The 23,296-nt window shown below is 65.0% G+C and carries 21 protein-coding genes and 1 pseudogene; 6 read left to right on the forward strand and 16 right to left on the reverse strand.

Going from position 1 to position 23,296, the window contains the following annotated elements; genetic code table 11:
• Positions 1-73: 73 nt before the first annotated feature.
• Entirely contained in the window at positions 74-2,047 is a 1,974-nt protein-coding gene (locus EDF71_RS15025; RefSeq protein WP_133857392.1) for a cytochrome c/FTR1 family iron permease, read from the reverse strand.
• Positions 2,048-2,307: 260 nt separating this feature from the next.
• Here EDF71_RS15025 and EDF71_RS15030 point away from each other — a divergent pair, with 260 nt between their 5' ends.
• A complete protein-coding gene (locus EDF71_RS15030; protein ID WP_133857393.1) occupies positions 2,308-2,919 on the forward strand; it encodes a DUF3617 family protein in 612 nt (203 codons plus the stop codon).
• Positions 2,920-3,042: 123 nt separating this feature from the next.
• Here the strand turns inward: EDF71_RS15030 and EDF71_RS15035 are convergent, their stop codons facing one another.
• From EDF71_RS15035 to EDF71_RS15070, 8 genes are all read right to left on the reverse strand, one after another.
• Complete coding sequence (locus tag EDF71_RS15035) at positions 3,043-3,591, reverse strand: lipocalin family protein (RefSeq protein WP_208301066.1); 549 nt, start codon at positions 3,589-3,591, stop codon at positions 3,043-3,045.
• Positions 3,592-3,725: 134 nt separating this feature from the next.
• Complete coding sequence (locus EDF71_RS15040; protein WP_133857394.1) at positions 3,726-4,517, reverse strand: SDR family NAD(P)-dependent oxidoreductase; 792 nt, start codon at positions 4,515-4,517, stop codon at positions 3,726-3,728.
• Positions 4,517-5,092 (reverse strand): DUF3833 domain-containing protein, encoded by a 576-nt coding sequence (locus EDF71_RS15045; protein WP_133857395.1) that lies wholly within the window; start codon positions 5,090-5,092, stop codon positions 4,517-4,519. Before EDF71_RS15045 ends, EDF71_RS15040 begins: the two co-directional genes overlap by 1 nt.
• A 2-nt stretch (positions 5,093-5,094) precedes the next feature.
• Positions 5,095-6,384: an MFS transporter gene (locus EDF71_RS15050; RefSeq protein ID WP_133857396.1), complete on the reverse strand. Its 1,290-nt coding sequence runs from the start codon at positions 6,382-6,384 to the stop codon at positions 5,095-5,097.
• Positions 6,385-6,396: 12 nt separating this feature from the next.
• Positions 6,397-6,966: a chalcone isomerase family protein gene (locus EDF71_RS15055; protein ID WP_133857397.1), complete on the reverse strand. Its 570-nt coding sequence runs from the start codon at positions 6,964-6,966 to the stop codon at positions 6,397-6,399.
• Positions 6,959-8,230: a cyclopropane-fatty-acyl-phospholipid synthase family protein gene (locus EDF71_RS15060; RefSeq protein ID WP_133857398.1), complete on the reverse strand. Its 1,272-nt coding sequence runs from the start codon at positions 8,228-8,230 to the stop codon at positions 6,959-6,961. The genes EDF71_RS15055 and EDF71_RS15060 overlap by 8 nt, the downstream gene beginning before the upstream one ends.
• Complete coding sequence (locus EDF71_RS15065) at positions 8,227-8,979, reverse strand: DUF1365 domain-containing protein (protein ID WP_133857399.1); 753 nt, start codon at positions 8,977-8,979, stop codon at positions 8,227-8,229. Before EDF71_RS15065 ends, EDF71_RS15060 begins: the two co-directional genes overlap by 4 nt.
• On the reverse strand, positions 8,976-10,322 hold the full coding sequence (locus EDF71_RS15070) for an FAD-dependent oxidoreductase (protein ID WP_133857400.1): 1,347 nt from the start codon (positions 10,320-10,322) through the stop codon (positions 8,976-8,978). The genes EDF71_RS15065 and EDF71_RS15070 overlap by 4 nt, the downstream gene beginning before the upstream one ends.
• 144 nt (positions 10,323-10,466) lie before the next feature.
• Between EDF71_RS15070 and EDF71_RS15075 the strand changes: the two genes are divergently transcribed.
• Positions 10,467-11,117, forward strand: coding sequence for a helix-turn-helix domain-containing protein (locus EDF71_RS15075; protein ID WP_133857401.1), 651 nt, complete (start codon positions 10,467-10,469; stop codon positions 11,115-11,117).
• Here EDF71_RS15075 and EDF71_RS25445 read toward each other — a convergent pair.
• From EDF71_RS25445 to EDF71_RS15095, 4 genes and pseudogenes are all read right to left on the reverse strand, one after another.
• A pseudogene (locus EDF71_RS25445) lies at positions 11,107-11,231 on the reverse strand (nuclear transport factor 2 family protein); the annotation flags it as partial. The gene EDF71_RS15075 and the pseudogene EDF71_RS25445 overlap by 11 nt on opposite strands.
• A gap of 48 nt (positions 11,232-11,279) precedes the next feature.
• A complete protein-coding gene (locus tag EDF71_RS15085; RefSeq protein WP_133857402.1) occupies positions 11,280-11,744 on the reverse strand; it encodes a nuclear transport factor 2 family protein in 465 nt (154 codons plus the stop codon).
• Between the two features lie 20 nt (positions 11,745-11,764).
• Positions 11,765-12,040: a DUF2164 domain-containing protein gene (locus tag EDF71_RS15090; protein ID WP_133857403.1), complete on the reverse strand. Its 276-nt coding sequence runs from the start codon at positions 12,038-12,040 to the stop codon at positions 11,765-11,767.
• Positions 12,041-12,048: 8 nt separating this feature from the next.
• Positions 12,049-13,893, reverse strand: a complete 1,845-nt coding sequence (locus EDF71_RS15095; protein WP_133857404.1) for an ABC transporter ATP-binding protein — start codon at positions 13,891-13,893, stop codon at positions 12,049-12,051.
• 302 nt (positions 13,894-14,195) lie between these two features.
• On the opposite strand from EDF71_RS15095, the gene EDF71_RS15100 reads away from it, so the two are divergent.
• The 3 genes from EDF71_RS15100 to EDF71_RS15110 all read left to right on the forward strand — a co-directional run bounded on the left by EDF71_RS15100 (position 14,196) and on the right by EDF71_RS15110 (position 18,050).
• Positions 14,196-15,392 (forward strand): type II asparaginase, encoded by a 1,197-nt coding sequence (locus EDF71_RS15100; protein ID WP_133857405.1) that lies wholly within the window; start codon positions 14,196-14,198, stop codon positions 15,390-15,392.
• Between the two features lie 157 nt (positions 15,393-15,549).
• Positions 15,550-16,419, forward strand: a complete 870-nt coding sequence (locus EDF71_RS15105; RefSeq protein ID WP_133857406.1) for a D-hexose-6-phosphate mutarotase — start codon at positions 15,550-15,552, stop codon at positions 16,417-16,419.
• Positions 16,420-16,553: 134 nt separating this feature from the next.
• Entirely contained in the window at positions 16,554-18,050 is a 1,497-nt protein-coding gene (locus EDF71_RS15110; protein WP_133857407.1) for an amino acid permease, read from the forward strand.
• A gap of 86 nt (positions 18,051-18,136) precedes the next feature.
• Here the strand turns inward: EDF71_RS15110 and EDF71_RS15115 are convergent, their stop codons facing one another.
• Genes EDF71_RS15115 through EDF71_RS15125 form a run of 3 tightly spaced genes read right to left on the reverse strand, consistent with a single transcriptional unit; the run spans position 18,137 to position 22,028 of the window.
• On the reverse strand, positions 18,137-19,477 hold the full coding sequence (locus EDF71_RS15115; protein WP_133857408.1) for a UDP-glucose/GDP-mannose dehydrogenase family protein: 1,341 nt from the start codon (positions 19,475-19,477) through the stop codon (positions 18,137-18,139).
• Positions 19,474-20,484: an NAD-dependent epimerase gene (locus tag EDF71_RS15120; RefSeq protein ID WP_133857409.1), complete on the reverse strand. Its 1,011-nt coding sequence runs from the start codon at positions 20,482-20,484 to the stop codon at positions 19,474-19,476. The genes EDF71_RS15115 and EDF71_RS15120 overlap by 4 nt, the downstream gene beginning before the upstream one ends.
• Positions 20,481-22,028, reverse strand: a complete 1,548-nt coding sequence (locus EDF71_RS15125) for a glycosyltransferase family 39 protein (protein WP_243854323.1) — start codon at positions 22,026-22,028, stop codon at positions 20,481-20,483. Before EDF71_RS15125 ends, EDF71_RS15120 begins: the two co-directional genes overlap by 4 nt.
• A gap of 220 nt (positions 22,029-22,248) precedes the next feature.
• Here EDF71_RS15125 and EDF71_RS15130 point away from each other — a divergent pair, with 220 nt between their 5' ends.
• Positions 22,249-23,292: a glycosyltransferase family 2 protein gene (locus tag EDF71_RS15130; RefSeq protein WP_133857410.1), complete on the forward strand. Its 1,044-nt coding sequence runs from the start codon at positions 22,249-22,251 to the stop codon at positions 23,290-23,292.
• Positions 23,293-23,296: the final 4 nt, after the last annotated feature.

Below are 23,296 nucleotides of genomic sequence, written 5' to 3' on the forward strand. Positions count from 1 at the left end.
CTGCAGCGGTCAAAGAAAAAGACCTCGCCTGGGTCTGAACCCGGGCGAGGTCTGGTGGCGGGTGAGGCGGTACTTAGTGCTGGGCGCCCAGCGCCTTGTGCGCTGCAGCGCGGTTGTAGGCAAAGCCAAACACCACGAGGGCCAGCACGATGGCCTGGGCCAGCAGCGTCTCTACCGTGGGGAACATGCCCAGCAGCTCGATGCGTGGCGCGGCCAGCAGCGGCGTGGCACTGACCCAGCCGGCTTCTTGCAGTGACGAGACCCCCTTGCCTACCAGCACCACGGCCAGCACGGCCACGAGGATCGAGGTGGCCGAGAAAAAGCGGCCGATGGGCATGCGGGCGCTGGTGCGCAGCAGCACCCAGGCAATGGCTGCCAGAATCGCCACGGCAGCCAGGCCGCCGCCCAGCAGCGCGCCGTGGTGGCCGTCCGAGGCCAGGGCCGAGAAGAACAGCACGGTCTCGAACACCTCGCGGTAGACGGAGACAAAGGCCAGCGCAAACAGCCCCCACATGGAGCCCTGGCCCATGCTGGCCGAGAGCTTTTCGCTCAAATAGGCTTGCCAGCGGCCAGCGCTGCTCTTGCTGTGCATCCACAAGCCCACGCTCAGCAGCACCAGGGCGGCCAGCACGGAGCCCAGGCCCTCGGTCACCTCGCGGCTGGCGCCGCTGATCTCGACCAGGTAGGTGGCCACGGCCCAGGTCAGGCCGCCTGCCACCAGGGCCGAGCTCCAGCCCGCATGCACATAGCGCAGCGCATCCTGGCGGCCGGCCTTGCGCAGCAGCGCCACCATGCCGATGACGATCAGCAAGGCCTCCAGCCCTTCGCGCAGCAAGATGGTGAGTGCGCCAACAAAGGTGGCGGTGGCGTCGGAGGCGCCGGCGTTCAGCTCGGCCTCGACCTGGCCAAACATGGTCTGCAGCTGCTGTGCGGCGGCCTCGGCCTCTGGCAAGCTGCCGCTGGCCACCGTAGCGCGGTACTGCACCATGGCCGATTCGACCTGGGTCATCAAGGCCTTGTTGCGCGCAGCAATCGTCGGCTCCAGCGGCTCAAAGCCGTCCAGGTAGGCAGACAGGGCCAGCTTCATCGCCTGGTTGCGGTCGCCCGCCTTGAGTGCCAGCAGGCTTTGCGCCAGGCGCTGGCGCGACAGGGCCACGCCAGTGGCCTTGCCTTCGCTGATGACCTCGGGGTTGGCGCGCAGATAGGCAAGCACCGCGCGGGCCTGTTCGATCGGCATGGCCGGGGTCAGGCTTTGCGCGGTGGTGGTGCTGAGGGCGGCCAGGTCGCCAAAGCGTGCGCGCAGGCCCGCATCGCTCTGCCACAGCGCCTTGCCGGTGGCGCGCAGTTCGTCGTTGTACGACAGGCCACCGACAAAATAGGCCAGCGCCCAGCGGTCGTCCTCGGGCAACGCGCCAAAGGACACCATCGAGGTGCCTTCCACGCCTTGCGAGGTCACCTGGTACAAGGCCATCAGGCTGCGGGCATTGGCACGCTGGGCATCGCTGAAGGCAATCGGCTGCGGATCCAGTCCTTGTGCCGCCGGGCCATCGCCACCGCCGCTTGCGCCATGGCAGCTCGCACAGATTTGTTGAAAGAGTTGAGAGCCTTTTGTTATATCGGGAGCCTTGGCCGGTGCCACTGGCATCGGGTAGGCCGCCACCAGCAACTGGGCCGCCTGGTGGGCCAGCTGGGCTACGTCATCGGCCGCTGCCTTGGCTTGCACCGCCGCGCGCAACTGCCCAGCCAGTGCCACAACCCGGGCCTTGTCGGCATGGGCAGGCAGCGCCTGGGCCTGCTGCAAGGCATTGGCGCTGAAGTCCAGCATCTCGGCATATTCGCCTTCGCTGGCGATCTGGCCGTTCTCGACCGCGCCGCCGTAGTCGACGGCGACATAGTCCAGCAGCTGCCAGAGCTGGCGGGCATCGGTGGCTTGGGCTTGGGGGGCAGCGGTAGTGGCTGCAGGCGCCGCAGCGGGCGTTTGGGCAAAGGCAGGGCCGCTGAGCAAACCGGCCAGCAGGGCCAGGGTCCAGCTGAAAGTGGAGCGCATGGGAAGTTATGAATAAGAATTATTCGCGGTATTTTAAGCTTGTTTACATTCTTTACTACTGCAGTCGCCCAGCCCGCTGAGTGGGCGGAAGCGCATGTGTTGCCATGTTTTGCGGACCCGATGGAACTGGGTTGGGAACGCAATTGGTAACCATTTCTACGTCTTAGATCGATACACTGCGGCCACGCGCTTGTGCTCATAGGGAGGGCAAGGCGTAGCACGCTGCATGCCGATGCCGTGCCGCAACGAGGAGAGAAAAAATGGAAAAACTAACAGGAATCGCAGTAGCCGCCGTGGTCGTCTGTGCCGGTTTGATGGGTTGCAGCAAGAAGGAAGAAACCCCCAGCAGCCCACCGGCTGCCGCCGCCCCGGCCCCAGCGCCTGCAGCAGCACCGGCACCGGCCCCCGCGCCAGCGCCAGCGCCCGCCGCTGCCGCACAAAAGGTGCAGCCCGGCAAGTGGCAGGCCACCACCGAGATGAGCGGCCCCATGGGCCAGCAGGCCCTGACCGGTGTGGAGCAGGCCCTCAAGACCATGTCGCCTGAGCAAAAGAAGGCCGCCAACCTGGACAACGCGAAGATCGAAGGCGGCAAGCTGGTGCAAGAGATGTGCATCACTCCAGAAATGGCTGGCAAGACCCTGCAATCGCTGGCCGATTCGCAACTCAAGAGCATGCCAGGCTGCAGCCCCGCCGACGTGAAGACCGATGGCAACAAGGAATCGATGCACTTCAGCTGCGGCGACGGCAAGATGAGCATGGACCTCGAAGCCGTCTACGTCTCGCCCACCGAGAACACCGTCACCAGCAAGATGGACATGGCCGGCCAGGGCATGACCACCACGGTGACCAGCAAGCGCGTGGGCGACTGCTGATAGAGAAGCTCGCACGCCGCTGCTTGGGCGGGGGCGTGTGGCGCTTTGAATGTGAAAACGCAGCCTGGGTGGCTGCGTTTTTTTTTGGGCGCCTAGGTATGGGGGCCATCCATCCAAGCAGGGTTACTGCTCGACCCGTATCACCTTAGCCAAATCGATACCCAAAGTCTGCGCTTTCTCCAGTAGGGCTTGCCGCTGAGTCTCCGGAATGTTCTTGCTGCGAGACAGAATCCACATGTAGTCCAGGCTGCTGCCGATGACCAAGGCGGTGTGGTACTGGTCATCAAGGCTGACCACGTTGTAGCCGCCGTAGAAGGGACCGAAGAACGAGACTTTCAACGCAGCCTTATCGGCCTGTCCGAGGAAGTGTGCCTTGCCTTCCGACTCGCGCCACTTCTGCTTGGCAGCGTCATAGCCACGGTTCAGCACGGTCACGCTGCCATCGCTATTCAGGCTGTAGGTAGCGGTCACCTGGGTCAGGCCTTTTTCAAAACGGTGGTCAATGCGTGCCAGCTCATACCAGGTACCCATGTACTTGCTGGCGTCAAAGTTGCTGACCGGCTGAACACCGTGGGGGACGGAAACGGCGCAACCGGGCAGCGCGACTGCGGAGCCAGTGATGAGCAGCGCCATGGCCGTGGCGCGGATGAGAGCACTTGTGGAGAAAGGCATCGTAGATTTCCTTTTGTGTCTAGGGCAGGGCCAAACGGGAGAAGTGGATGAACAAGCCTGGGGTCAGACTGGCCCACTGTTGGGCCTCCGGCAATGGGCGCGCATTACGTGCCGGTGTCATCCCGGACCCCGCATCAAGCCTTGGTAATCCGCCGCACGCTGGCAAAGTACCAGCGGTCGGGCAGGCAGCGCAGCAGGCGCATCCAGCGGGTAAAGCGGCGGGGGAAGTTCATCTCGAACTGTCCGCGCGCCCAGCCTTGCAACATGTGCTGTGCGGCTTCGGCGGGGCTGATCAGTGCGGGCATGCGGAAGCTGTTCTGGGCAGTCAAGGGGGTCTCGACAAAGCCGGGGTTGATGATGGACACGCCCAGCCCTCTGGGGTGCAGATCCAGGTAGAGGTTTTCTGCCAGGTTGTTGAGTGCGGCCTTGGTGGGGCCATAGGCGAGCGACATCGGCAGCCCCCGGTAGCCGGCGACGCTGCCGACCAGCGCGATATGGCCTCGGCCCGCTTGCAGCAGCATCGGGAGGATGGCGTCCAGCACCTGCAGTACACCGACATAGTTGACGGCCAGGTGTTTCTGCATCTCGGGCAGGTCAAAGGCGGTGGCGCGCAGCGGCCGGTAGTGGCCTGCGCAGTACAGCACCAGGTCGGGCGCAGCACCCAGGGCGGTGTGTACCGCTTGCGCGGCAGCGGCCACGGTGTCGGGCTGGCTCACATCCAGCGCTAGTGCCAGGCAGCCTGGGCGGCCGCTGGCAAAGTCCTGCAGCGCAGCAACATCCCGGGCCGATACGATGACGCGTGCGCCCCGGGCTTGCAGTGCCTCAGCGGTGGCCCGGCCAATGCCGGTGGAGGCGCCGATGATCCACACCGACTGGCCTTGCCAATCGGCCATCGGCGGATTGAGCTGGGCTTGCAGCAGCGACATTACTCCGACCCCTTGGTGAAGGAGATGGTCAGATCGCCCAGGTGGATGCCGAACTTGCTCATCGCTGTGCGGTTGAGCATGGTGCGCCCGTCCATCAGGTACATCCAGTCGTCCATTCGCACATTCCAGACCCGGCCGTTCACCGGCAAGGCCAGCACATAGTTCCAGTGCAGCGCGTTGCCGGCGGCCTGGCCCGTGGCAGGGCCGACGACATCCCCCGCCTGGCCGCTGTAGCGGCCCTCACCCAGGTACTGGATGTGCCAGGTGCGTTCCTGCGTCGTGCCATCGCTGTAGACAAAGTGCTCTTCCAGCACGCCCTCATTGCCGGTCCACTTGCCGGTCATCTGCACGGTAAAGCGCTTGACCACCTTGCCCTGGCGGTCGGTGAACATCCCATGCGCCGTGAGCGGGCCGTTGAAATACTGGCGCAGGTCCAGCGCCGGGCGCTCCTGGGCATAGTCCTCGACCGAGGGGCTGGCGCAGGCGCTGAGCAGCGCCAGCGTGCCGACCAGGGCCAGGCCGATTCCGGCGCGCCGCAGGGTGATGAAGCGGTGGGTGCTTGGCGTGGATGTCATCGTTACCTCCAGGAGGGTTGCAGGCGCTCAGCGCGCCAGAGAGAAGCCAGGGCCAATAGCTTGAGCAGGCAGGGCAGGCCGCCATAGGCCCAGGCCAGCGCCTGCAGACCGGCGGTGTCGGTGCTGCCGCTGTGGTAGCCGGCAACGGCGAGCAGCGGCAGGCAGAGCCCGGCGGCAAGGGCCAGGTTGAGCTTGGTGGCACAGGCCCACCAGCCCAGGTAGCGCCCGTCGCCGGATCCCCCATGGCCCGATTCGTGGATCACACCGGTAAGCAGCGCGCCGGGCACCGCCAGGTCGGCGCCCAGCGCCAGGCCGCTGGCGATGCAGATGGCCGCAAAGGCCCAGGCATCCCCCGCGCCCAGCAAGGATGCGGAGAAAAAGGCGATGACGCTAGCCAGCATGCCGGCGCGCCAGCTGGGCGCCAGGCCCCAGCGGGCCACCGCTTTGACCCACAGCGGCAGGCCAAGTGCCGCAGCGGCGAAGTAGCACAGCAAGAACAGCGGCAGCAGCTCGGGCGCCTGGAGCCGGTCTACGACAAAGAAGGGCAAGAGCGTGGCCGGTATTGCCGCGGCAATGCCGTTGAGCATGAAGACCGACAGCAGCCGGCGAAACGCGGCATCGCGCCAGGGCGCGGCCTGGGGCAGGGCATCACGCTGCGTGGCCAGTACGCCGGCATGCGCAGCGTCAGCGAGCGGATCGCGCAGCCGGTACAAGCCCAGCAAACCCAGGCCCAGCGCGGCCAGCAGCACGGCACTGGTCGCATCCATGCCCAGCAGGCTGGGCAGCACACTGGCAACGAGCACGCCCAGCAAGGTGGCGCCCTCGCGCCAGGCCGTCACCTGCGTGCGCCAGGCAGCCTGGCCACCCCAGCGGGTGCCCCAGGTCTGGTGCAGGATGGCGACCGCGCTGTAGGCCACCGTGCTCAGCAGCAGGCAGGCGGCGAGCCAGCCCAGCATCTGGAACGGGTTGCTGGTGGGCGGGTGCCAGAGCGCAAAAAACCCCAAGGCCATGGCCAGACTGCCCAGCGCCGCCACCAGCCAGGCAGCATGCCGCCCGCGCTGCAGCAGGCGGTCCGCCAGGCGGCCCAGCGCCGGGTCCAGCAGCGCATCAAAGGCCCGGGTGGCGAGCAGCACAGCGCCCAGGCCGGCCAGCGGCGCGCCGGCCACGGCCGCATAGTAGTGGGGCAGGGTCACGTATAGAGGCAGCGATACAAAGGCCAGCGGTGCCGCCAGCGCGCCATAGGCCAGCCCTGTGCGCCAAGAAAGCGCTTGCTGAACCGGGATGGCGTTCATGGCGGACCGTCCTCAGCCCTGGCCCAGCAGCGCGGCGCGCAGCGCCGGTGCGCTGGTTTGCTCCGACAGCCAGATGCCAAAGAACAGGCGCGCATACAGCGCATCGTCAATGGTGGCGGTCTCGCGCCCGTTGTACAGAAAAACGACCTTGCCTGTGCCGTCGTTCAGGCCCAGCAGGCGGTCCTGCGCCACCACATCGGGAAAGGCCTGCTTCATCATGCGCAGCCACTGGCGGCCCTGCTCCTCGGAGAAGGGCGCAACGCGGCGCATCTCGGCGATGGAGCGCTCCGCAATGGCCTCGCCCTCCAGCTTGCGGTCATAGACCAGCTCCAGCGCAAAGGGCTGGCGTGCGTAGTCCAGCGGGTTGAAGCCGGCAGCGGCCCACAGGCGCGCCTCATACACCCGCAGCCCAAAGAACCGCAGCACACCGGTGCCGACCAGGCGCGCGCCCGGCAAGGTGCTGCCCAGCTCGGCAGGGATGGCAGGAGTGGCGGCGAGGAGGTCGTGGGTCATGGCAGTCATGGAAAGAGCAAGAAGGCTGGCGCCCCAGCCCAGGGCTTGGCGTCGGCGGAGGTCAGGCATGGTCGGGCCTGCGCAACGTGAACTGGACCACATCGGTGTTGCCCATGTCGAACGAGGCCTCGCAGTAGGCAAGGTAGAAGCGCCAGATGCGCAAAAAGCGTTCATCAAAGCCCTGCGCGCGGATGGCATCGATCTGCTGCTCAAAGGCCTGGCGCCAGCGCCGCAGCGTTTCGGCATAGTCGCTGCCAAAGTGCAGCTTCTTCTCCACCGTCAAGCCGGCGCGGCGCGCTTCGCGCTCAAAGGCCGGGACGCTGGGCAGCAAGCCGCCGGGGAAGATGTACTGCTGGATGAAATCGGTGGAGCGCAGGTAGCGCGCAAACAGGTCATCGCGCAAGGTGATGGATTGCACGCAGGCATAGCCACCGGGCTTGAGGCACTGGCGCAGCGACTGGAAATAGCTCTGCCAGTACTCCTGGCCCACCGCTTCAAACATCTCGATGGACACGATGGCATCAAAGGGCTGCGACTGGTGCTGGGCCGCCAGATCGCGGTAGTCCTGGTAGCGCAGATCGACCTGGGCTTGCAGCCCCGCTTGCGCAATGCGCTCCAGGCCCCATTGGCGCTGTTCGCGCGACAAGGTCACCCCGGTCACCTGGGCGCCAAACTCGGTGGCGGCGGTCTGGGCCAGAGCGCCCCAGCCGCAGCCAATCTCCAGCAGGCGCTGGCCGGGCTGCAGCCCGGTCTCTTGCAAGGCCCGGCGCATCTTGGCCTGCTGGGCCTGCCGCAGATCGGCCTGTGCCAGCGCAGTGCCGCTGCGCCCCTCGAACCAGGCCGCGCTGTAGTTCATGCTCGGGTCTAGGAACAGGCGGTAGAAATCATTGCCCAGGTCATAGTGGGCATGGATGTTGCGGGCACTTCCCGAGCGGGTGTTGCGGTTGAGCAGGTGGCGCAGGCGGAAGCCCAGCCGGCCCCACCAGTGGCCATACACGAGGCTCTCCATGTGGTCTCGGTTGGCGATGCACAGGCGCAGCAGCGCGGTCAGATCGTGGCTGTCCCACTGGCCGTCGATATAGCCTTCGGCCAGGCCGATATCGCCCGAGCGCTGCACGCGCTCCAGCGCCTCCCAATCCTGGATGGCACAGCGTGCATCGGCCTGCGCTGCGGGCTGTTGGCTGAAGTGCCGCAGTTTCCCATCGGGCAGTTGCAGGTCCAGCTGGCCGCAGGGCAGTTGTTCCAGCAGCTGCAGCACCTGGCGCGCGCTGCGGGGGATGGAGCGTCCAGCTTGGGCGGACGGGCTCGGCAGGGATGCAGTGGTGGAGTTCATCGTGTGACGAAGCGCTTGGGCTCGGTGGGTTTGCGGTGGAAAGGCAGGCGTTTGAACCAGAGGCGCAGCGCCTGCCAGTGGATGCGGAGCACGACGCCCCAGGTCATCAAGGGGATGCCCCAGAATGCGCGCCGCACGCTGGCAGGGGTCAAGGGCTGGAGCGTGCCTGCGACGCCGGTGCGCAGCAGTGGGCCGGCCTCGTCATGCAGATCGACCTGCACGAGGTTGCGGTTGTCGCTGCGCACAAAGCGGAAGCGGTACTCACCCTGGACCGTACAAAACGGCGATACATGGAAGCACTTGGCCGCCACCTGCTCCGTGCCCCAGGCCAGATCGGGCCCGGCCAGCAGGTAGGCATGGCGTTCGCCAAAGGTGTTGTTGACCTCGGCCAACACCGCTGCCAGCGAACCATCGGCGCGGTGCGCATACCAGAAGCTGACCGGCTTGAAGGCATAGCCCAGCACGCGGGGGAAGGTGTGCAGCCAGACCTCGCCGACCGCATCCTTGATGCCTTCTTGCTGCAGCAGCTGGTCAAACCAGGCCAGGCAGTCCGCGCTGCCGTCGCCGTGGTCGCGGTCATAAAAGCTGATCGCGGCGCGCCGGTTGCGGCGCAGCAGCGCATCGGGCTGGTCACGCAAGCTGCGCAAAGGCAGCAGCAGGAAATACCCGGGGTAGCGGAAGGCATGCACCACCGGGCGCAAGCGCTGGTGCCAGATGTGGCCAAAGCCGATCAGCGAGCGGTTGCTCATGCGGCCTCCTCGAGCGCAGGCGCTTGCAGGGCTGGCGCTGTGCCGGCCAGCGACTGGCACAGGCTCTCAGCAGCAGCCAGGCCGGAGCGCAGCCCGTCCTCATGGAAGCCGTAGCCGCACCAGGCGCCGCAGTACCAGGTGCTCAGCTGGCCCTGCAGTTGGGGCAGCTGGCGCTGGGCCAAGATGGCCGCCTGGTCAAACACCGGGTGGCTGTACTGGATGCGGGAATGCACCTGGTCTGCGGCAATCGGCCGCGCCGGGTTGAGCGACACCAGCACCGGCTGCTGCCAGGGCAGGGGCTGGAGCTGGTTGATCAGGTAGTGCAGGCAGACGCCCGCTTGCTCGGTGCTGGATGCGGCGGCGCGCTCGTAGTTCCATGCGGCCCAGGCCGCCTGGCGCTGGGGCAGCACGCTGCTGTCGGTGTGCAGGACCGCCTCGTTGGGCTGGTAGCGGATGCTGCCGAGCACCGCGCGCTCTGCGGCCGTCGCACCATCGCCCAGCAGCTGCAAGGCCTGGTCGCTGTGGCAGGCCAGAACCACCGCGTCAAACCATTCGGCGCCCTGCGCCATCTGCACCATCACGCCCTGCGGATGGCGCTGCAGGCCGAGCACCGGCGTGTTCAGGCGCGCTTCGTGGCGGCCATCCTGCGTTAAGCGGGCCAGCAGGCGGCGCACATACTGGCGTGAGCCGCCGCGCACGCTGTACCACTGCGGCCGGTCGCGCACCTGGATCAGGCCGTGGTTGTGGCAGAAGCGAATCATCGTGGCGATGGGGAAGTGCAGCATCTGGTCTGTGGGGCAAGACCAGATGCAGCCCAGCATCGGCAGCAGGTAGTCGCTGCGGAACGCGGCAGAGAAGCGGTGCTGATCCAAGAATGCAGCGATCGAGGCCGTCATCTCCGCCTCGGCCTGGCGCTCGGCGATCTCGGTGGTCAGCTGGTTGAAGCGGGCGATGTCGCGCAGCATGCCCCAGAAGCGCGGGCGCAGCAGGTTGCGTTTTTGGGCAAACACGCTGCCCAGGGAGCGGCCACTCCATTCCAGCGCAGATGCCCCGTTGGCAGCGGGCACCTGGACGGAGAACGACATCTCGGAGGCCACCGTATCGACCTGCAGGTCTTGGAAGAGCTGGGTCAGCAAGGGGTAGGTGCGGTGGTTGAACACCAGAAAGCCGGTGTCCACGCCATGCGTGATGCCATCCAGACTCAGGTCCACCGTGTTGGCATGGCCGCCGAAATGGCTGCCGCCCTCCAACAGGCAGACCCGGTGCGAAGTCTGCGAGCCGGCCAGGTGGGTAGCAGCGGCCAGCCCAGAAATCCCCGATCCGATGACAGCGATGCGTTGCATGAAAGGACCCCCTGTAGATGCAACAGCCAAACGTTTGAACCTTTAAGATCAATTGTTGAACTGATGAGTTCACACTATAAACCACGAATGTCAAAAATGCACCATTTAGTTTTTTTATGACCTGCGACGTCATAAAATGGCGGCATGAATGCTCGGTCTGCCATCAAGGAACAAATACAGCGTGTGCGTGAAGAGGCCATCGTGACGGCGGTAAACCGCCTGCTCGCGACCAAGGGCTACGACGCCATGACCGTCGACGAGGTGGCGGCGGAGGCGGGCATGGCCAAGGCCAGCCTCTACAAGCTGTTCACGTCGAAGGAAGAATTGGCCGGCGCCGCCATGGTCGGGGTGCTGGACCGCGCCCTGGCCTTTGTCGATGGCTTGCGCAACGCTGCCGATGAGGCGGCCGAAGCCGGCCAGCCCATCGCGGCACTGGCGCAGTTGAAGGCGGTGGTGGGCTGGGCCATGCGCACCCAGCTGGAAGGGCAGATGCCCTCGCTGCCGGCGCAAAACTCCAACCTCAGCGCCTCGCTGCAGTCCAACGATGCCTATATGGACCGGCTGATTGCGCTGAGCAACCGGCTGAGCACCTGGATCACCCAGGCCCAGACCAGCGACCAGCTGCCAGCGGCCTTGCCGGCCGAGCTGGTGCTCTACACCTTGTTTGCACGTGCCTGCGACCCGGTGCTGGGCCTGCTCAAGGAATCGGGCCAGTACACCGATGACCAGATCATCGACTGGGTGACGGGCACCACCTTTAATGGCCTGGTCGGCCCTGCGGCAGCTATCGCTTGACCGAGGCGTTGCGCCGCAGCCAGCGCATCAAGACGCCAATCGCCGGTAATTTCTCGTACAGCTCTTCTGCCGCGTCCCAGTCGTCGCGGTGATGGGCCCTCGTCCTTGGGTATCGATGCGCAGCAACGAGGTGTCGTAGATACACTGGGGCGCTTGCGCGTGCTAGCGCTTGACCGAGGCGTTGCGCCGCAGCCAGCGCATCAAGACGCCAATTGCCGGTAATTTTTCGTACAGCTCTTCTGCCGCATCCCAGTAGTCGCGGTGATGGGCCACGCGACCGACGGCATCGATGTGCAGCAACGAGGCGCCGTAGATGCACTGGGGCGCTTGCGCGTTCCAGCGCTGAAAGCGAAAGCGAAACTCCCACTCCAGCGCCGCGCGATCGCCCTGCACCAGCTGCTGGGTGACGATGAAACGGGGCTCATGCAAGGCTGTGAACATGTGTTCAAAGATGGCGCGGATGTCCGCGATGCCGCGCACCTCGTTGAAGGGATCCTTGAAAAAGGCGTCTGCAGCGTAATAGTCGCCCAGCTGCGCGAGGTTCTCGGGCGCGAGCGACTCATAGAAGCCCACCAGCCGCTGCACCGCGGCGGCGCTGACATCGGAATCGGAAGGCATCGCAAACATCGTGGTGCTCCTGGAGGGGACTAGCCCCGTGATTCTCGCTTGCCGCTGGCCTTGTTCCAATAGCCAAACTCGTCCTCATGGACCTCATAGTCCAGCTCCTGCAGGCGCTCATGCAGGCGGGCCTGGGCATCGGCCACGCCCTGGTTGTAAAGGCTGGGGCCGATTTCCTTCAAAAAGAAGTCCAGCAGCGCGGCGGCCGTCATATTGCCGATGCGCTCGCCCTGGGTCTGCTCAAAGTAGCGTTCGATGGATTGGACGGCACGCTCGTGCACGTCCTTTTTCAGTTCAATGGCCATATGCAGATTTACAGAGGTCCATCCACTGGCTCGGCAAGGAAGCCGCCGCTCTGGTGGGCCCAGAGTTTGGCGTAGATGCCACCTTGCGCCAGCAGTTGCTGGTGCGAGCCTTGCTCGATGATCTGGCCCTTGTCCATGACGATCAAGCGGTCCATCGCAGCGATGGTGGACAGGCGGTGCGCGATGGCGATCACGGTCTTGCCATGCATGAGGCTGTCCAGGCTTTCCTGGATGGCCGCTTCGACCTCGCTGTCCAGCGCGCTGGTGGCTTCGTCGAGCAGCAGGATGGGCGCATCCTTGAGCATCACGCGGGCAATGGCCACGCGCTGGCGCTGGCCGCCCGAGAGCTTGACGCCGCGCTCGCCCACCTGGGCGTCGTAGCCGGTGCGGCCAAAACGGTCGCTCAAGGTGGCGATGAAGTCCGAGGCCTCGGCGCGCTCGGTGGCGCGGCGCATGTCTTCCTCGCTCGCGTCGGGGCGGCCGTAGAGGATGTTGTCGCGCATCGAGCGGTGCAGCAAGGAGGTATCTTGCGTCACCATGCCGATGTTGCTGCGCAGGCTGTCCTGCGTGACCTGGGAGATGTCCTGGCCATCGATACGGATCTGGCCACCGGCCAGGTCATGGAAGCGCAGCAGCAGGTTGACCAGGGTCGACTTGCCGGCGCCCGAGCGGCCAATCAGGCCAATGCGTTCGCCGGGGTTGATGGTCAGGTTGAGCTGGTCGATGACCGGGCGGCCGGCATCCTTGTAGGCAAAGCTGACGTTGTCGAACTCGATACGGCCTTGCTGCACCACCAGGGGCTTGGCACCGCTGGCATCGACGATGCTGCGCGGCTTGGTCAAGGTGTTGATGCCGTCCTGGATGGTGCCGACGTTTTCAAACAGGCCTGTCATCTGCCACATCACCCAGTGCGAATAGCCCATCAGGCGCAGGGCCATGGCGATCACAGCCGCCACCACGCCGGCGCTGGCCTGGCCATTCATCCACAGGTAAAGCGCGGTGCCCGATGCGCCCAGCAACAGCATCGTGATCATCAGGTGGTTGGTGATCTCGAACAGGCTCACCAGGCGCATCTGCGCATGGCCGGTCTGCTTGAAGGCCTCCATCGCGCTGCGGGCGTATTCGGCCTCGCGCTTGGTGTGGGCAAACAGCTTGACGGTGGCGATATTGGTATAGGCGTCGGTCACGCGGCCGGTCATCATCGAGCGCGCATCGGCCTGGGCCTTGCCGATCTTGCCCAGGCGCGGCACAAAGAAGAAGCAGGCGCCGATATAGGCCAGCAGCCACAGCAGGAAAGGGATCATCAGCCGCCACTCAAAGCTGGCCGCCAGGATCAGGATACCGATCATGTAGACGCTCACGCCCACCAGCACATCGACGATCATGAACACTACTTCACGCACGGACAGCGCCGTCTGCATGATCTTGGTGGTAATGCGGCCGGCAAACTCGTCGGCGTAGAAGGACATGCTCTGGCCCAGCATCAGCCGGTGGAAGACCCAGCGCAGGCGCATCGGAAAGTTGATGGCCAGCACCTGGTGCATCACCTGGGTGTGCAGGCCCAGCAGCAGCACGCTGCCCAGCAGCACGCCGACGATGCCCAGCACGGTGCTGCCTTGCTCGGCCCAGAAGTTGTTGGGCGACATGGTTGCCAGCCAGTCAACCACATGGCCCATCACCGCAAACAGCATGGCCTCATAGACGGCGAGCAGCGCCGAGGTGGCCGTGAGCAGGCCAATCCAGCCACGCATACCCTGCGTACAGGCCCACATGAAAGCAAAAAACCCCTTGGGCGGAACCTGGGGCTCGGCATGGGGGTAGGGCGGCACCCGCCGCTCGAAAAACGAAAACATGCACTGATCTCCTGCAATGGGGCGGGGGGCGCTGGGTCGGCGCTTTCTTGGTGCTGCATGGTAAGCAGCTGTTGATATTAACAGTGGTAACAACCCCGATCCGGCAAGTCTAGCGGGCTCGGTCACCCCCTTGGCGGCCGGCCCACATAGCCCTGAATATGTATGTGTCTTTGTGTCGGCGGATCGTCACCTGGGCGTCAATCTTGCAGCCTATGGGCTTGCAAAAAACCATAGGTGTGTTCACCAATGCGCGGCTCGCACACAGTTTCTAAGATAGCGGCTTTTGACACGAGGTGCTACTGATGCCAAACAAATCGACAACAATCCTGCCGGTGTCCCAAGCGGCCCGCTGGAGGCTTCCCGCACTGAGCGCCGTGACCCTGGCGGTCACCCTGAGCCTGGGCGCTTGCGCCAGCGGCCCCCAAAAGACCCAAGCCTCAGCCGCGGCCCCCGCCGTAGCCGCCGCACCTGCAGCAGCCCCAGCGGCTGCGCCCCAGGTGGCGCAGCAAGGCATGCGCAATGTGGTCGTGCTGGCCACTGGCGGCACGATTGCCGGCGCCGGTGCATCGGCGATGAACAGCGCCACCTACAGCGCCGCCAAGGTGCCGGTGGACAAGCTGCTGGCAGGCCTGCCTGAGCTGTCCAAGGTGGCCCAGGTGCGCGGTGAGCAGGTCTTCCAGATTGCATCCGAGAGCTTCACCAATGACATCCTGCTGGTGCTGGCCAAGCGCGTCTCCGCGCTGGTCAAGCAGCCGGATGTGGATGGCGTGGTCATCACCCACGGCACCGACACCCTGGCCGAGACGGCCTACTTCCTGAGCCTGACGGTGCACACCAACAAGCCCATCGTGGTGGTGGGCTCGATGCGCCCAGGCACCGCGCTGTCGGCCGATGGCGCTTTGAACCTGGTCAATGCCGTGAGCGTCGCCGCCTCCAAGGATGCCGAAGGCAAGGGCGTGGTCGTGACGATGAACGACGAGATCCAGACCGCACGTGATGTGAACAAGGATGTGAACATCAAGACCAATGCCTTCCAAAGCCAGTGGGGACCGCTGGGCATGGTGGTGGAAGGCAAGAACTACTGGTTCCGTGCACCGATCAAGCGCCACACGATGCAGTCGGAGTTCAACATCGACACCATCTCCAGCCTGCCTGCGGTGGAAGTGGTCTACAGCTACGGCAATGTGCCGCGCACCGCGATTGATGCCTTCGTCGGCACCGGCGCGAAGGCGATCGTGCATGCCGGCACCGGCAATGGCTCGGTGGCAGACCGCATCGTTCCCGCACTGCAGGAAGCGCGCAGCAAGGGCGTGCAGGTGATCCGCTCGGCACGCGTGCCTTATGGCTTTGTGCTGCGCAATGCAGAGCAGCCGGATGACAAGTACGACTGGGTGGTCGCGCATGACCTGCGTCCGGAGAAAGCCCGCCTGCTGGCAGCTTTGGCACTGACCAAGACCAACGACCCCAAGGAAATCCAGCGCATTTTCTGGGAATATTGATAGCCAGCGTGCCCGGCTGCGGCTGGGCACTGGCTTCAATATGGCATCTACCAAGGACAGCTACGGCTGTCCTTTTTGCTGTCCGCTGTATCGCTCGCCAGCGGCAGCCAGGGCTGCTGCCAATGTCACAATGGCTGCATTCAGAGGAGCAAAAAAGATGGCGCATGCGTGGACCCGAATCAGCTACGAAGGCTTTCCGGCCTGGTGTGCCCAGTGGGCCGATGGCTCGTCGGCTGTGGTGGCGGAGCAGGGCGCGCAGCTGCTGTCCTGGAAGACCGCTGATGGCCGCGAGCACCTCTACCTGAGCCCCGCCAGCCAGCGCGATGGCCAGGCTGCCATTCGCGGCGGCGTGCCGGTCTGCTTTCCGCAGTTCAATGTGCGCGGGCCTTTGCCCAAGCATGGCATTGCGCGCAACCTGCCCTGGCAGATGCTGGAGGCCGATGAGGGCGGTATCGTCATGCAGCTGAGGGACAGCGAGGCCACGCGGGCCTTCTGGCCCCATGCCTTCGATGCCCGGCTGCATATTGCCGTGCAGGCGGGCAGCCTGTCGATTCGCCTCGATGTACAGAACACCGACCAGGTACCTTGGTCGATGACCTGCGCGCTGCACAGCTACCTGCAGGTGGACGATGTGGCGCAAACCCGCTTGTCCGGCCTCCAGGGCCTGGCCTGCTGGGATGCACTGGCCGATACCCGCTTTGTGCAACCGCCCGGCGATGTGGGCTTTGCCGCGACCACCGAGCCGGGCTTTGACCGGGTGTTCTCCACACCGGGTGCAGCGGGCAAGGTGCTGCAGCTTGAGCAGCCCGATCTGCCAGATGGTCGTCGGATGGAGATTGTCCACAGCAGTACGGCCAGCGAGATCGTGGTCTGGAACCCGGGCCTGCAGCTGAGCCACAGCTTGGCCGATATGCCCGATGACGGCTGGCGCCAGATGCTCTGCGTGGAGGCTGCGAGCATCGACGCGCCGGTGCAGCTGGCGCCGGGCCAGCAATGGTCGATCAGCCAGACCTTGACCCTGACCTGAGACTTGGCCAGCTAGCTGGAAACACAAGCCCTGTTGCGGAATTGTGGGCGGCCACGACCGCAGGCCAGGGGAAAACCCGATAATGGCGGCCTTGTCATTGTCGGCATGGCGCTTGCGGCCATGCTTTTTTGTTTATGCCGGGTTCTGGGTCTCCATCTTCTTCCGCGCCAGTCAATGAACTGCGCCGTGATCTCAAGGCACGCCATTTGTCGATGATCGCCATTGGTGGCTCCATCGGCACGGGGCTGTTTGTGGCATCGGGTGCCACCATTGCACAGGCGGGCCCCGGCGGCGCGCTGCTGGCCTATGGCGTCATCGGCCTGATGGTCTACTTTCTGATGACCAGCCTGGGCGAGCTGGCGGCCTTCATGCCGGTGTCGGGCTCGTTCGCCACCTATGGCGCGCGCTATGTGGACGAGGGCTTTGGCTTCGCGCTGGGCTGGAACTACTGGTACAACTGGGCGATCACGATTGCGGTCGACCTGGTGGCCTCGCAGCTGGTGATGGCCTACTGGTTCCCCGATGTGCCGGGCTACTGGTGGAGCGCGCTGTTCCTGCTGCTGATGGTGGCCCTCAATGCCATCTCGGTGCGCGGCTTTGGCGAGGCCGAGTACTGGTTTGCCGCGATCAAGGTGACGACGGTGCTGGTCTTCATTGCGCTGGGTGTGTCGATGATTTTTGGCATCCTGAAGGGCGGGCCCACTGACGGTGTCTGGGGTGCCATCGCCAACTGGCAGGTGGCCGATGCGCCCTTTGCCGGTGGCTTTGCGGCCTTGATCGGTGTGGCGATGATCGTGGGCTTTTCCTTCCAGGGCACCGAGCTGATCGGCATTGCGGCAGCTGAATCCGAGAACCCCGCGAAGAACATTCCGCGCGCGGTGCGCCAGGTGTTCTGGCGCATCCTGCTGTTCTATGTGCTGGCGATTGCGGTGATCGGCTCGCTGGTCAGCTACACCGACCCGCACCTGCTGCGCAATGACATCGGCGATATCAGCGTGAGCCCCTTCACCCTGGTGTTCCAGAAGGCGGGCCTGCTGTCGGCCGCCGTCATCATGAATGCCGTGGTGCTGACCTCGGTGCTGTCGGCCGGTAACTCGGGCATGTATGCCTCCACTCGCATGCTCTACACCCTGGCCTGCCAGGGCATGGCACCGCGCATTTTTGGCCGCCTCTCGCGCCATGGCGTGCCGGTGATGGCCTTGCTGGCGACCACGGTGATGGCCGGGCTGTGCTTTTTCAGCTTTTTGTTCAGCCCGCAGACGGTCTACCTCTGGCTGCTCAACCTCTCGGGCATGACGGGTTTCATTGCCTGGCTGGGCATTGCCATCAGCCACTACCGCTTCCGCAAGGGCTTTGTGGCACAGGGCCATGATGTGTCGCAGCTGCCCTATGTCTCGCCCTGGTTCCCCTTCGGCCCCATCTTTGCGTTTGTGCTCTGCCTGGTCATCACCCTGGGCCAGAACTACGAGGCCTTCCTGAAGGACCACATCGACTGGGGCGGCGTGGTTGCCACCTATATCGGCCTGCCGGTGTTCCTGCTGATCTGGTGGGGCTACCGTTTGGCCAAAGGCAGCCGCACCGTGGCCTACGCCGATATGCGCTTTGACGGCCAGGTGCTGGGCGACAAATAAGTGGGGTGCGGGTTGCGATGGCAGCCTCCTGCAGCAAAAAAGCGAGTCCTGGGACTCGCTTTTTTTATGGCTGACCCGCAAGCGCCTTATTCGCTGCGCGGCACCGGCTGACGGCCGATGGACACATAGCCCAGGCCATGACCGGCGACCAAGGCCGGGTCATAGAGGTTGCGGCCATCAAAAATCATGCGGTCGCGCAGGCTCTGGGCCAGCTGGCCAAAATCGGGCGCGCGGAAGATCTGCCACTCGGTGACGATGGCCAGGCAGTCGGCGCCCTGCAAGGTGGCCTCGGGGTCGGCGGCCAGCACCAGATCGCTGCGCTCGCCATAGATGCGTTGGGCTTCCTGCATCGCGACGGGGTCATAGGCCTGCACGCGGGCGCCTGCGGCCCACAGCGATTCCAGCAGGTTGCGGCTGGGCGCCTCGCGCATGTCATCGGTGTTGGGCTTGAAGGCCAGGCCCCAGAGCGCAATCGTCTTGCCCTGCAGCTGGCCGCCATAGAAGGCGCTGATGCGCTCGAACAGCACGTTGCGCTGGGCTTCATTGCGGGCTTCGACGGCATTGAGCAGCAAGGGGTCGAAGCCGATTTCCTCGGCGGTGCGCACCAGGGCCTTCACATCCTTGGGAAAGCAGCTGCCGCCATAGCCCACACCGGGGTAGATGAAGTGGTAGCCAATGCGCGGATCGCTGCCAATGCCGCGGCGCACCGCTTCCACATTGGCGCCCAGGCGCTCGGCCAGGTTGGCGATCTCGTTCATGAAGCTGATCTTGGTGGCCAGCATGGCGTTGGCGGCGTACTTGGTCAGCTCGGCGCTGCGCACATCCATCACCACGATCTTGTCGTGGTTGCGGTTGAAGGGCGCATACAGCTCGCGCAGCCGCGCCTCTGACGTGGGGTTGCTGGTGCCGATGATGATGCGGTCGGGTCGCTGGCAGTCTGCCACGGCCGCGCCTTCCTTGAGGAATTCCGGGTTGGAGACCACATCGAAGCCATAGCTGGCGCCGCGTGCGGCCAGGCCCTCGGCGATCACCGCGCGCACCTTGTCGGCCGTGCCCACCGGCACGGTGGATTTGTTGATGACGATGCGCGGGCCATTCATGTGCTGGGCAATGGTGCGGGCCACGGCCAGCACGTACTGCAGGTCGGCGCTGCCGTCCTCATCGGGGGGCGTGCCCACGGCCAGGAAGATCACCTCGCTGTAGCTGACGCCCAGCGCTGCATCGGTGGTAAAGCGCAGCCGGCCATTGGCATGGTTGCTGGTGACGAGCTTGTCCAGGCCCGGTTCATGGATGGGGATCTGGCCGGCCTGCAGTGCAGCGACCTTGGCCGCATCCACATCGACACAGAGCACCTGGTGGCCGACATCGGCCAGCACGGCACCTTGAACAAGACCGACATAGCCGGTTCCAAAAACAGTGACTTTCATACGCGGTAGAACGAGCGGTACCAGTCGACAAAGCGCTGGATTCCGTCTGTGACAGTGAAAGAAGGGGCGAACTGCACCCAGGCCTGCAAGGCCCGGGTGTCGGCCGAGGTGCTGTGCATGTCGCCCGGCTGGATGGGCAGCATGCGCTTATGGGCCTGCATGCCCAGCGCGGATTCCAGCGCGGCGATGTAGTCCATCAGCACGGTGGGCTGGCGGTTGCCGATGTTGAAGATGCGGTAGGGCGCGGTGCTGGTGCCCGGGTTGGGCTGCAGAGGGTCATAGCTGGCATCGGGCGTGGCGGGTTTGTCCAGCACACGCAGAATGCCTTCGACGATGTCGTCGATGAAGGTGAAATCGCGCACCAGCTGGCCGTTGCCGTAGACGTCGATGGTTTCGCCCGCCAGGATGGCCTTGGTGAACTTGAACAAGGCCATGTCCGGCCGGCCCCAGGGCCCGTAGACCGTGAAAAAGCGCAGTCCGGTGGTGGGCATCTGGTAGAGGTGCGAGTAGGTGTGCGCCATCAGCTCGTTGGCCTTCTTGGTGGCTGCGTAGTAGCTGATCGGGTGGTCGACGGCATCGCTCTCGGCATAAGGCATCTTGGCATTGCCGCCGTAGACGCTGGAGCTGCTGGCATAGACCAGGTGCGCGACCTGGTGCTTGCGGCAGCCCTGCAACACATGGCCAAAGCCCAGCAGGTTCGAATCCGTGTAGTCGTCGGGCTGGTCGATGGAGTAGCGCACCCCGGCCTGGGCGGCCAGGTGCAGCACGCGCTGGGGTTGCACCTCATCAAACAGTGCGGCCATGCCGGCGCGGTCGGCCAGATCGAGCTGGATGAAGCGGAAGTGGGGATGGCTTTGCAGCTGCGCGAGCCGGGCCTGCTTGAGCGCGACATCGTAGTAGCTGTTGAGGTTGTCGATGCCGACAACGGGCAGGCCACGCTCCAACAGGCGCAAGGCGCAGTGCATGCCGATAAAGCCGGCAGCGCCGGTGACGAGAACAGGTTTCATGGTGAGATGGGTGCGGGCAGCCACACAAACTGGTAGTGCATGGGCGGTGTGCTGGCACGCATATGGGAAAACGGAAGGGTCAGATCTTGGATGGCAGTGCTGGGCGCCGTGGCCAGCACCGCCTCCCACCAGGCGGGCGTGGCCTTGTCCATGCGGGCAATGTACAGCAGGCCGCTGCCGCTTTGCGCGGCCTTGGCGCGGGCCTGAGCGAGGCAGTCGGCCATGCGGCCAAACTCGGCCGTGCAGGCCGTGGCATAGGCCTGGGGATTGCGCGAGCGCAGCATGGCGGCGACCATGTTGTCCGAGCCGACGATGACGCCTTTGCCGTCATAGCCCGCAGCCGCCAGCGCGGCGCTCAGCTGCGCGACGGGGTGGTTGAGTTCGTCGGGATCCTTGCGCAGGTTGGACTGCCAGGGGCGTACCGTCGCCAGGGTCAGGAAAATCAGCGCAAACACCAGCACCGTGGTGGTGTAGCCCCGGCCCACGCCATCGGCCAGCAGGCGCGGGCGCCAGACATACAGCGCCAGCGGCGCCACGGCCGTCAGCGGCAGCACCCAGCGCTGCTTGAAGCTGCTGACATCGCCCACCAGCACCATGCCCACCAGGATCGCAAACACCAGCGCCAGGTAGCGCCACAGCAGCGGCCAGGCCCAGATGCGCCATTCCGGCAGGGCTGCATCTGCGGCAGGGGATGGTGCCGCATCGGCTTTCCACAAACGGCTGCGGTAGCTGGCCAGGCTGACCAGCAGCCACAGCCCCAGGGTGGAGAACACGGCATTGGCCAGCGCGCCCAGGCCCTTGAGGTGGGAGACCTGGGTGGAGATGTCCATCTTGTTGATGGTCTCGGTGGTGGCCTCACGCCAGTGGTGCAGCAGCCAGTAGCCGTGTGGCGCAAAGATCAGCAGGCCAATCAGCGGCGCCAGCCACCAGCCCCGGCCCAGCAGCGCCCGGCGCACCTGGGGCACGCTGAAGGCGGCCACGGCAAACACGCCGATCAGCATCGCAAAGCTGTACTTGGCCAGCATGCCCACGCCGCAGAAGATGCCCAGGCCGACAAAGTTGATCAGCGCTGGCGCGCGCACCTGGCGCAAGGCCATCCACCAGGCGCCAAAGGTCATCGCGGTGACGAGGATGGTGTGGGTCTGGTCGCGCACGCTGTCCCAGCCAAAGGGCAGCATCAGCAGCAGGCCACCGGCGACCCAGAAGGCGCCCTTGGCCGGCAGCAGCGCGCGGCCGGTTTGCCAGGCCAGCACATAGGAGAGCACGATCAGGCTGTGCTTGACCAGCGACAGCGACAGCACCGTGGGCCCCAGCAGCTGGCCCACCAGCCATTGCAACCAGCTATAGGCGGGCGGCTGGGCGCCGTAGCCCAGCAGGAACTGCTGGGACCAGAGGATTTGTTCGGACTCGTCCCATTTCATGCCGTCCGAGATGGCCACCCGCGAGATGACATGCGCACAGGCCAGCAGCAGCACCCAGGCCAGAGGGTGGCGGTAGAGCTGGGACTGCCAATCTTTGGCGGTGGAGGGGGACGCAGAGGTCATGGCAGAAACACGAAATGCTGGTGCATACAGGGCCCGCAGCCCCAAGGCGCGGCACCAGCCTGTCGCATCAGCAGCAGAGGAAAGAGCGGATCAGGTAGTATAGGCGACCGCTGTTTTACCAATGCCAGAAGAGTCGCCCACCCCGGTTGGGCTGCGCCGCATACCGTTTTCGGTCCCGGTTCAGCCATCCCTTGGAGCGGCTTTTTGCAATGTGCCCCTTATGTCCCCTGCTGTTTCCATCGTCGTCCCCATCTACAACGAGTTCGACAATCTGATCGCCCTGGTCGACCGGATTGACGCGGCCATGCGCTCGCAGCCGCTGAGCTATGAGCTGATTGCCGTCGACGATGGCTCCAAGGACGACAGCGCCAAACGCCTGCTGGAGCTGGCTGCCACGCGCCCCTGGCTGCGCCCGGTGATCTTGGCGCGCAACTATGGCCAGTCCAGCGCGCTGCAGGCCGGTTTTGACCGGGTGCAGGGCCGCTATGTGGTGACCCTGGATGCCGACCTGCAAAACGAGCCCGACGACATTCCCCTGCTGCTCAACCGCCTGGAGACCGACCCGAGCGTCGATATGGTTTCCGGCTGGCGCAAGGACCGCCAGGATGCTGCGATCTCGCGCAAGCTGCCGTCCAAGATTGCCAACCGTTTGATCTCCAACGCCACCGGCGTGCAACTGCACGACTATGGCTGCGCGCTCAAGGCCTACCGCCGCCACATCATCGACCGCGTGCACCTCTATGGCGAGCTGCACCGCTTCATCCCGTCGCTGGCGCGCGATGCCGGTGCCCGCATCACCGAAGTGCCGGTGCGCCACCACGCCCGCACGGCGGGTGTCTCCAAGTACGGCATTGACCGCACCTTCCGCGTGATTCTGGATTTGATCCTGATGGTCTTCCTGATGCGCTACCGCCAGCGCCCGCTGCATGCCTTTGGCGGCCTGGGCCTGTGGCTGGCCACACCGGGCTTTCTGATCCTGGCCTATCTGTTCATCGTCAAGCTGATGGGCGAGAGCATTGGCGGCCGACCCTTGCTGATCATTGGCGTGATGCTGGTGCTGATGGGCATGACCTTTGTCGCCGCCGGCCTGATCGGTGAGCTGCTGACCCGCATCTACTATGAGTCGGGCGGTGGCCGCCAGTACTATGCGGACGACTATGTGATTGACGAGACCGGCGAGGCCCCCCGCATGGTGCGCCTGGACACCTATGCCTATGCCGCGCGCGCGCAAGCTGTTCAGTCCGCTGCCGCCCCCAGTCTTTAAGCGC

The organism is Comamonas sp. JUb58 (assembly GCF_004364775.1).
In the GTDB taxonomy this organism is placed as follows: domain Bacteria; phylum Pseudomonadota; class Gammaproteobacteria; order Burkholderiales; family Burkholderiaceae_C; genus Comamonas.

Bases quoted from the DNA above. Each gene is read 5' to 3' on its own strand.
- EDF71_RS15060 (WP_133857398.1), bottom strand. From the start codon at position 8,230: ATGAACTCCACCACTGCATCCCTGCCGAGCCCGTCCGCCCAAGCTGGA.
- EDF71_RS15125 (WP_243854323.1), bottom strand. From the start codon at position 22,028: ATGACCTCTGCGTCCCCCTCCACCGCCAAAGATTGGCAGTCCCAGCTC.
- EDF71_RS15030 (WP_133857393.1), top strand. From the start codon at position 2,308: ATGGAAAAACTAACAGGAATCGCAGTAGCCGCCGTGGTCGTCTGTGCC.
- EDF71_RS15065 (WP_133857399.1), bottom strand. From the start codon at position 8,979: ATGAGCAACCGCTCGCTGATCGGCTTTGGCCACATCTGGCACCAGCGC.
- EDF71_RS15035 (WP_208301066.1), bottom strand. From the start codon at position 3,591: ATGCCTTTCTCCACAAGTGCTCTCATCCGCGCCACGGCCATGGCGCTG.
- EDF71_RS15090 (WP_133857403.1), bottom strand. From the start codon at position 12,040: ATGGCCATTGAACTGAAAAAGGACGTGCACGAGCGTGCCGTCCAATCC.
- EDF71_RS15115 (WP_133857408.1), bottom strand. From the start codon at position 19,477: ATGAAAGTCACTGTTTTTGGAACCGGCTATGTCGGTCTTGTTCAAGGT.
- EDF71_RS15040 (WP_133857394.1), bottom strand. From the start codon at position 4,517: ATGTCGCTGCTGCAAGCCCAGCTCAATCCGCCGATGGCCGATTGGCAA.
- EDF71_RS15085 (WP_133857402.1), bottom strand. From the start codon at position 11,744: ATGTTTGCGATGCCTTCCGATTCCGATGTCAGCGCCGCCGCGGTGCAG.
- EDF71_RS15070 (WP_133857400.1), bottom strand. From the start codon at position 10,322: ATGCAACGCATCGCTGTCATCGGATCGGGGATTTCTGGGCTGGCCGCT.
- EDF71_RS15055 (WP_133857397.1), bottom strand. From the start codon at position 6,966: ATGCCTGACCTCCGCCGACGCCAAGCCCTGGGCTGGGGCGCCAGCCTT.
- EDF71_RS15110 (WP_133857407.1), top strand. From the start codon at position 16,554: ATGCCGGGTTCTGGGTCTCCATCTTCTTCCGCGCCAGTCAATGAACTG.
- EDF71_RS15100 (WP_133857405.1), top strand. From the start codon at position 14,196: ATGCCAAACAAATCGACAACAATCCTGCCGGTGTCCCAAGCGGCCCGC.
- EDF71_RS15050 (WP_133857396.1), bottom strand. From the start codon at position 6,384: ATGAACGCCATCCCGGTTCAGCAAGCGCTTTCTTGGCGCACAGGGCTG.
- EDF71_RS15075 (WP_133857401.1), top strand. From the start codon at position 10,467: ATGAATGCTCGGTCTGCCATCAAGGAACAAATACAGCGTGTGCGTGAA.
- EDF71_RS15025 (WP_133857392.1), bottom strand. From the start codon at position 2,047: ATGCGCTCCACTTTCAGCTGGACCCTGGCCCTGCTGGCCGGTTTGCTC.
- EDF71_RS15130 (WP_133857410.1), top strand. From the start codon at position 22,249: ATGTCCCCTGCTGTTTCCATCGTCGTCCCCATCTACAACGAGTTCGAC.
- EDF71_RS15045 (WP_133857395.1), bottom strand. From the start codon at position 5,092: ATGACATCCACGCCAAGCACCCACCGCTTCATCACCCTGCGGCGCGCC.
- EDF71_RS15105 (WP_133857406.1), top strand. From the start codon at position 15,550: ATGGCGCATGCGTGGACCCGAATCAGCTACGAAGGCTTTCCGGCCTGG.
- EDF71_RS15095 (WP_133857404.1), bottom strand. From the start codon at position 13,893: ATGTTTTCGTTTTTCGAGCGGCGGGTGCCGCCCTACCCCCATGCCGAG.
- EDF71_RS15120 (WP_133857409.1), bottom strand. From the start codon at position 20,484: ATGAAACCTGTTCTCGTCACCGGCGCTGCCGGCTTTATCGGCATGCAC.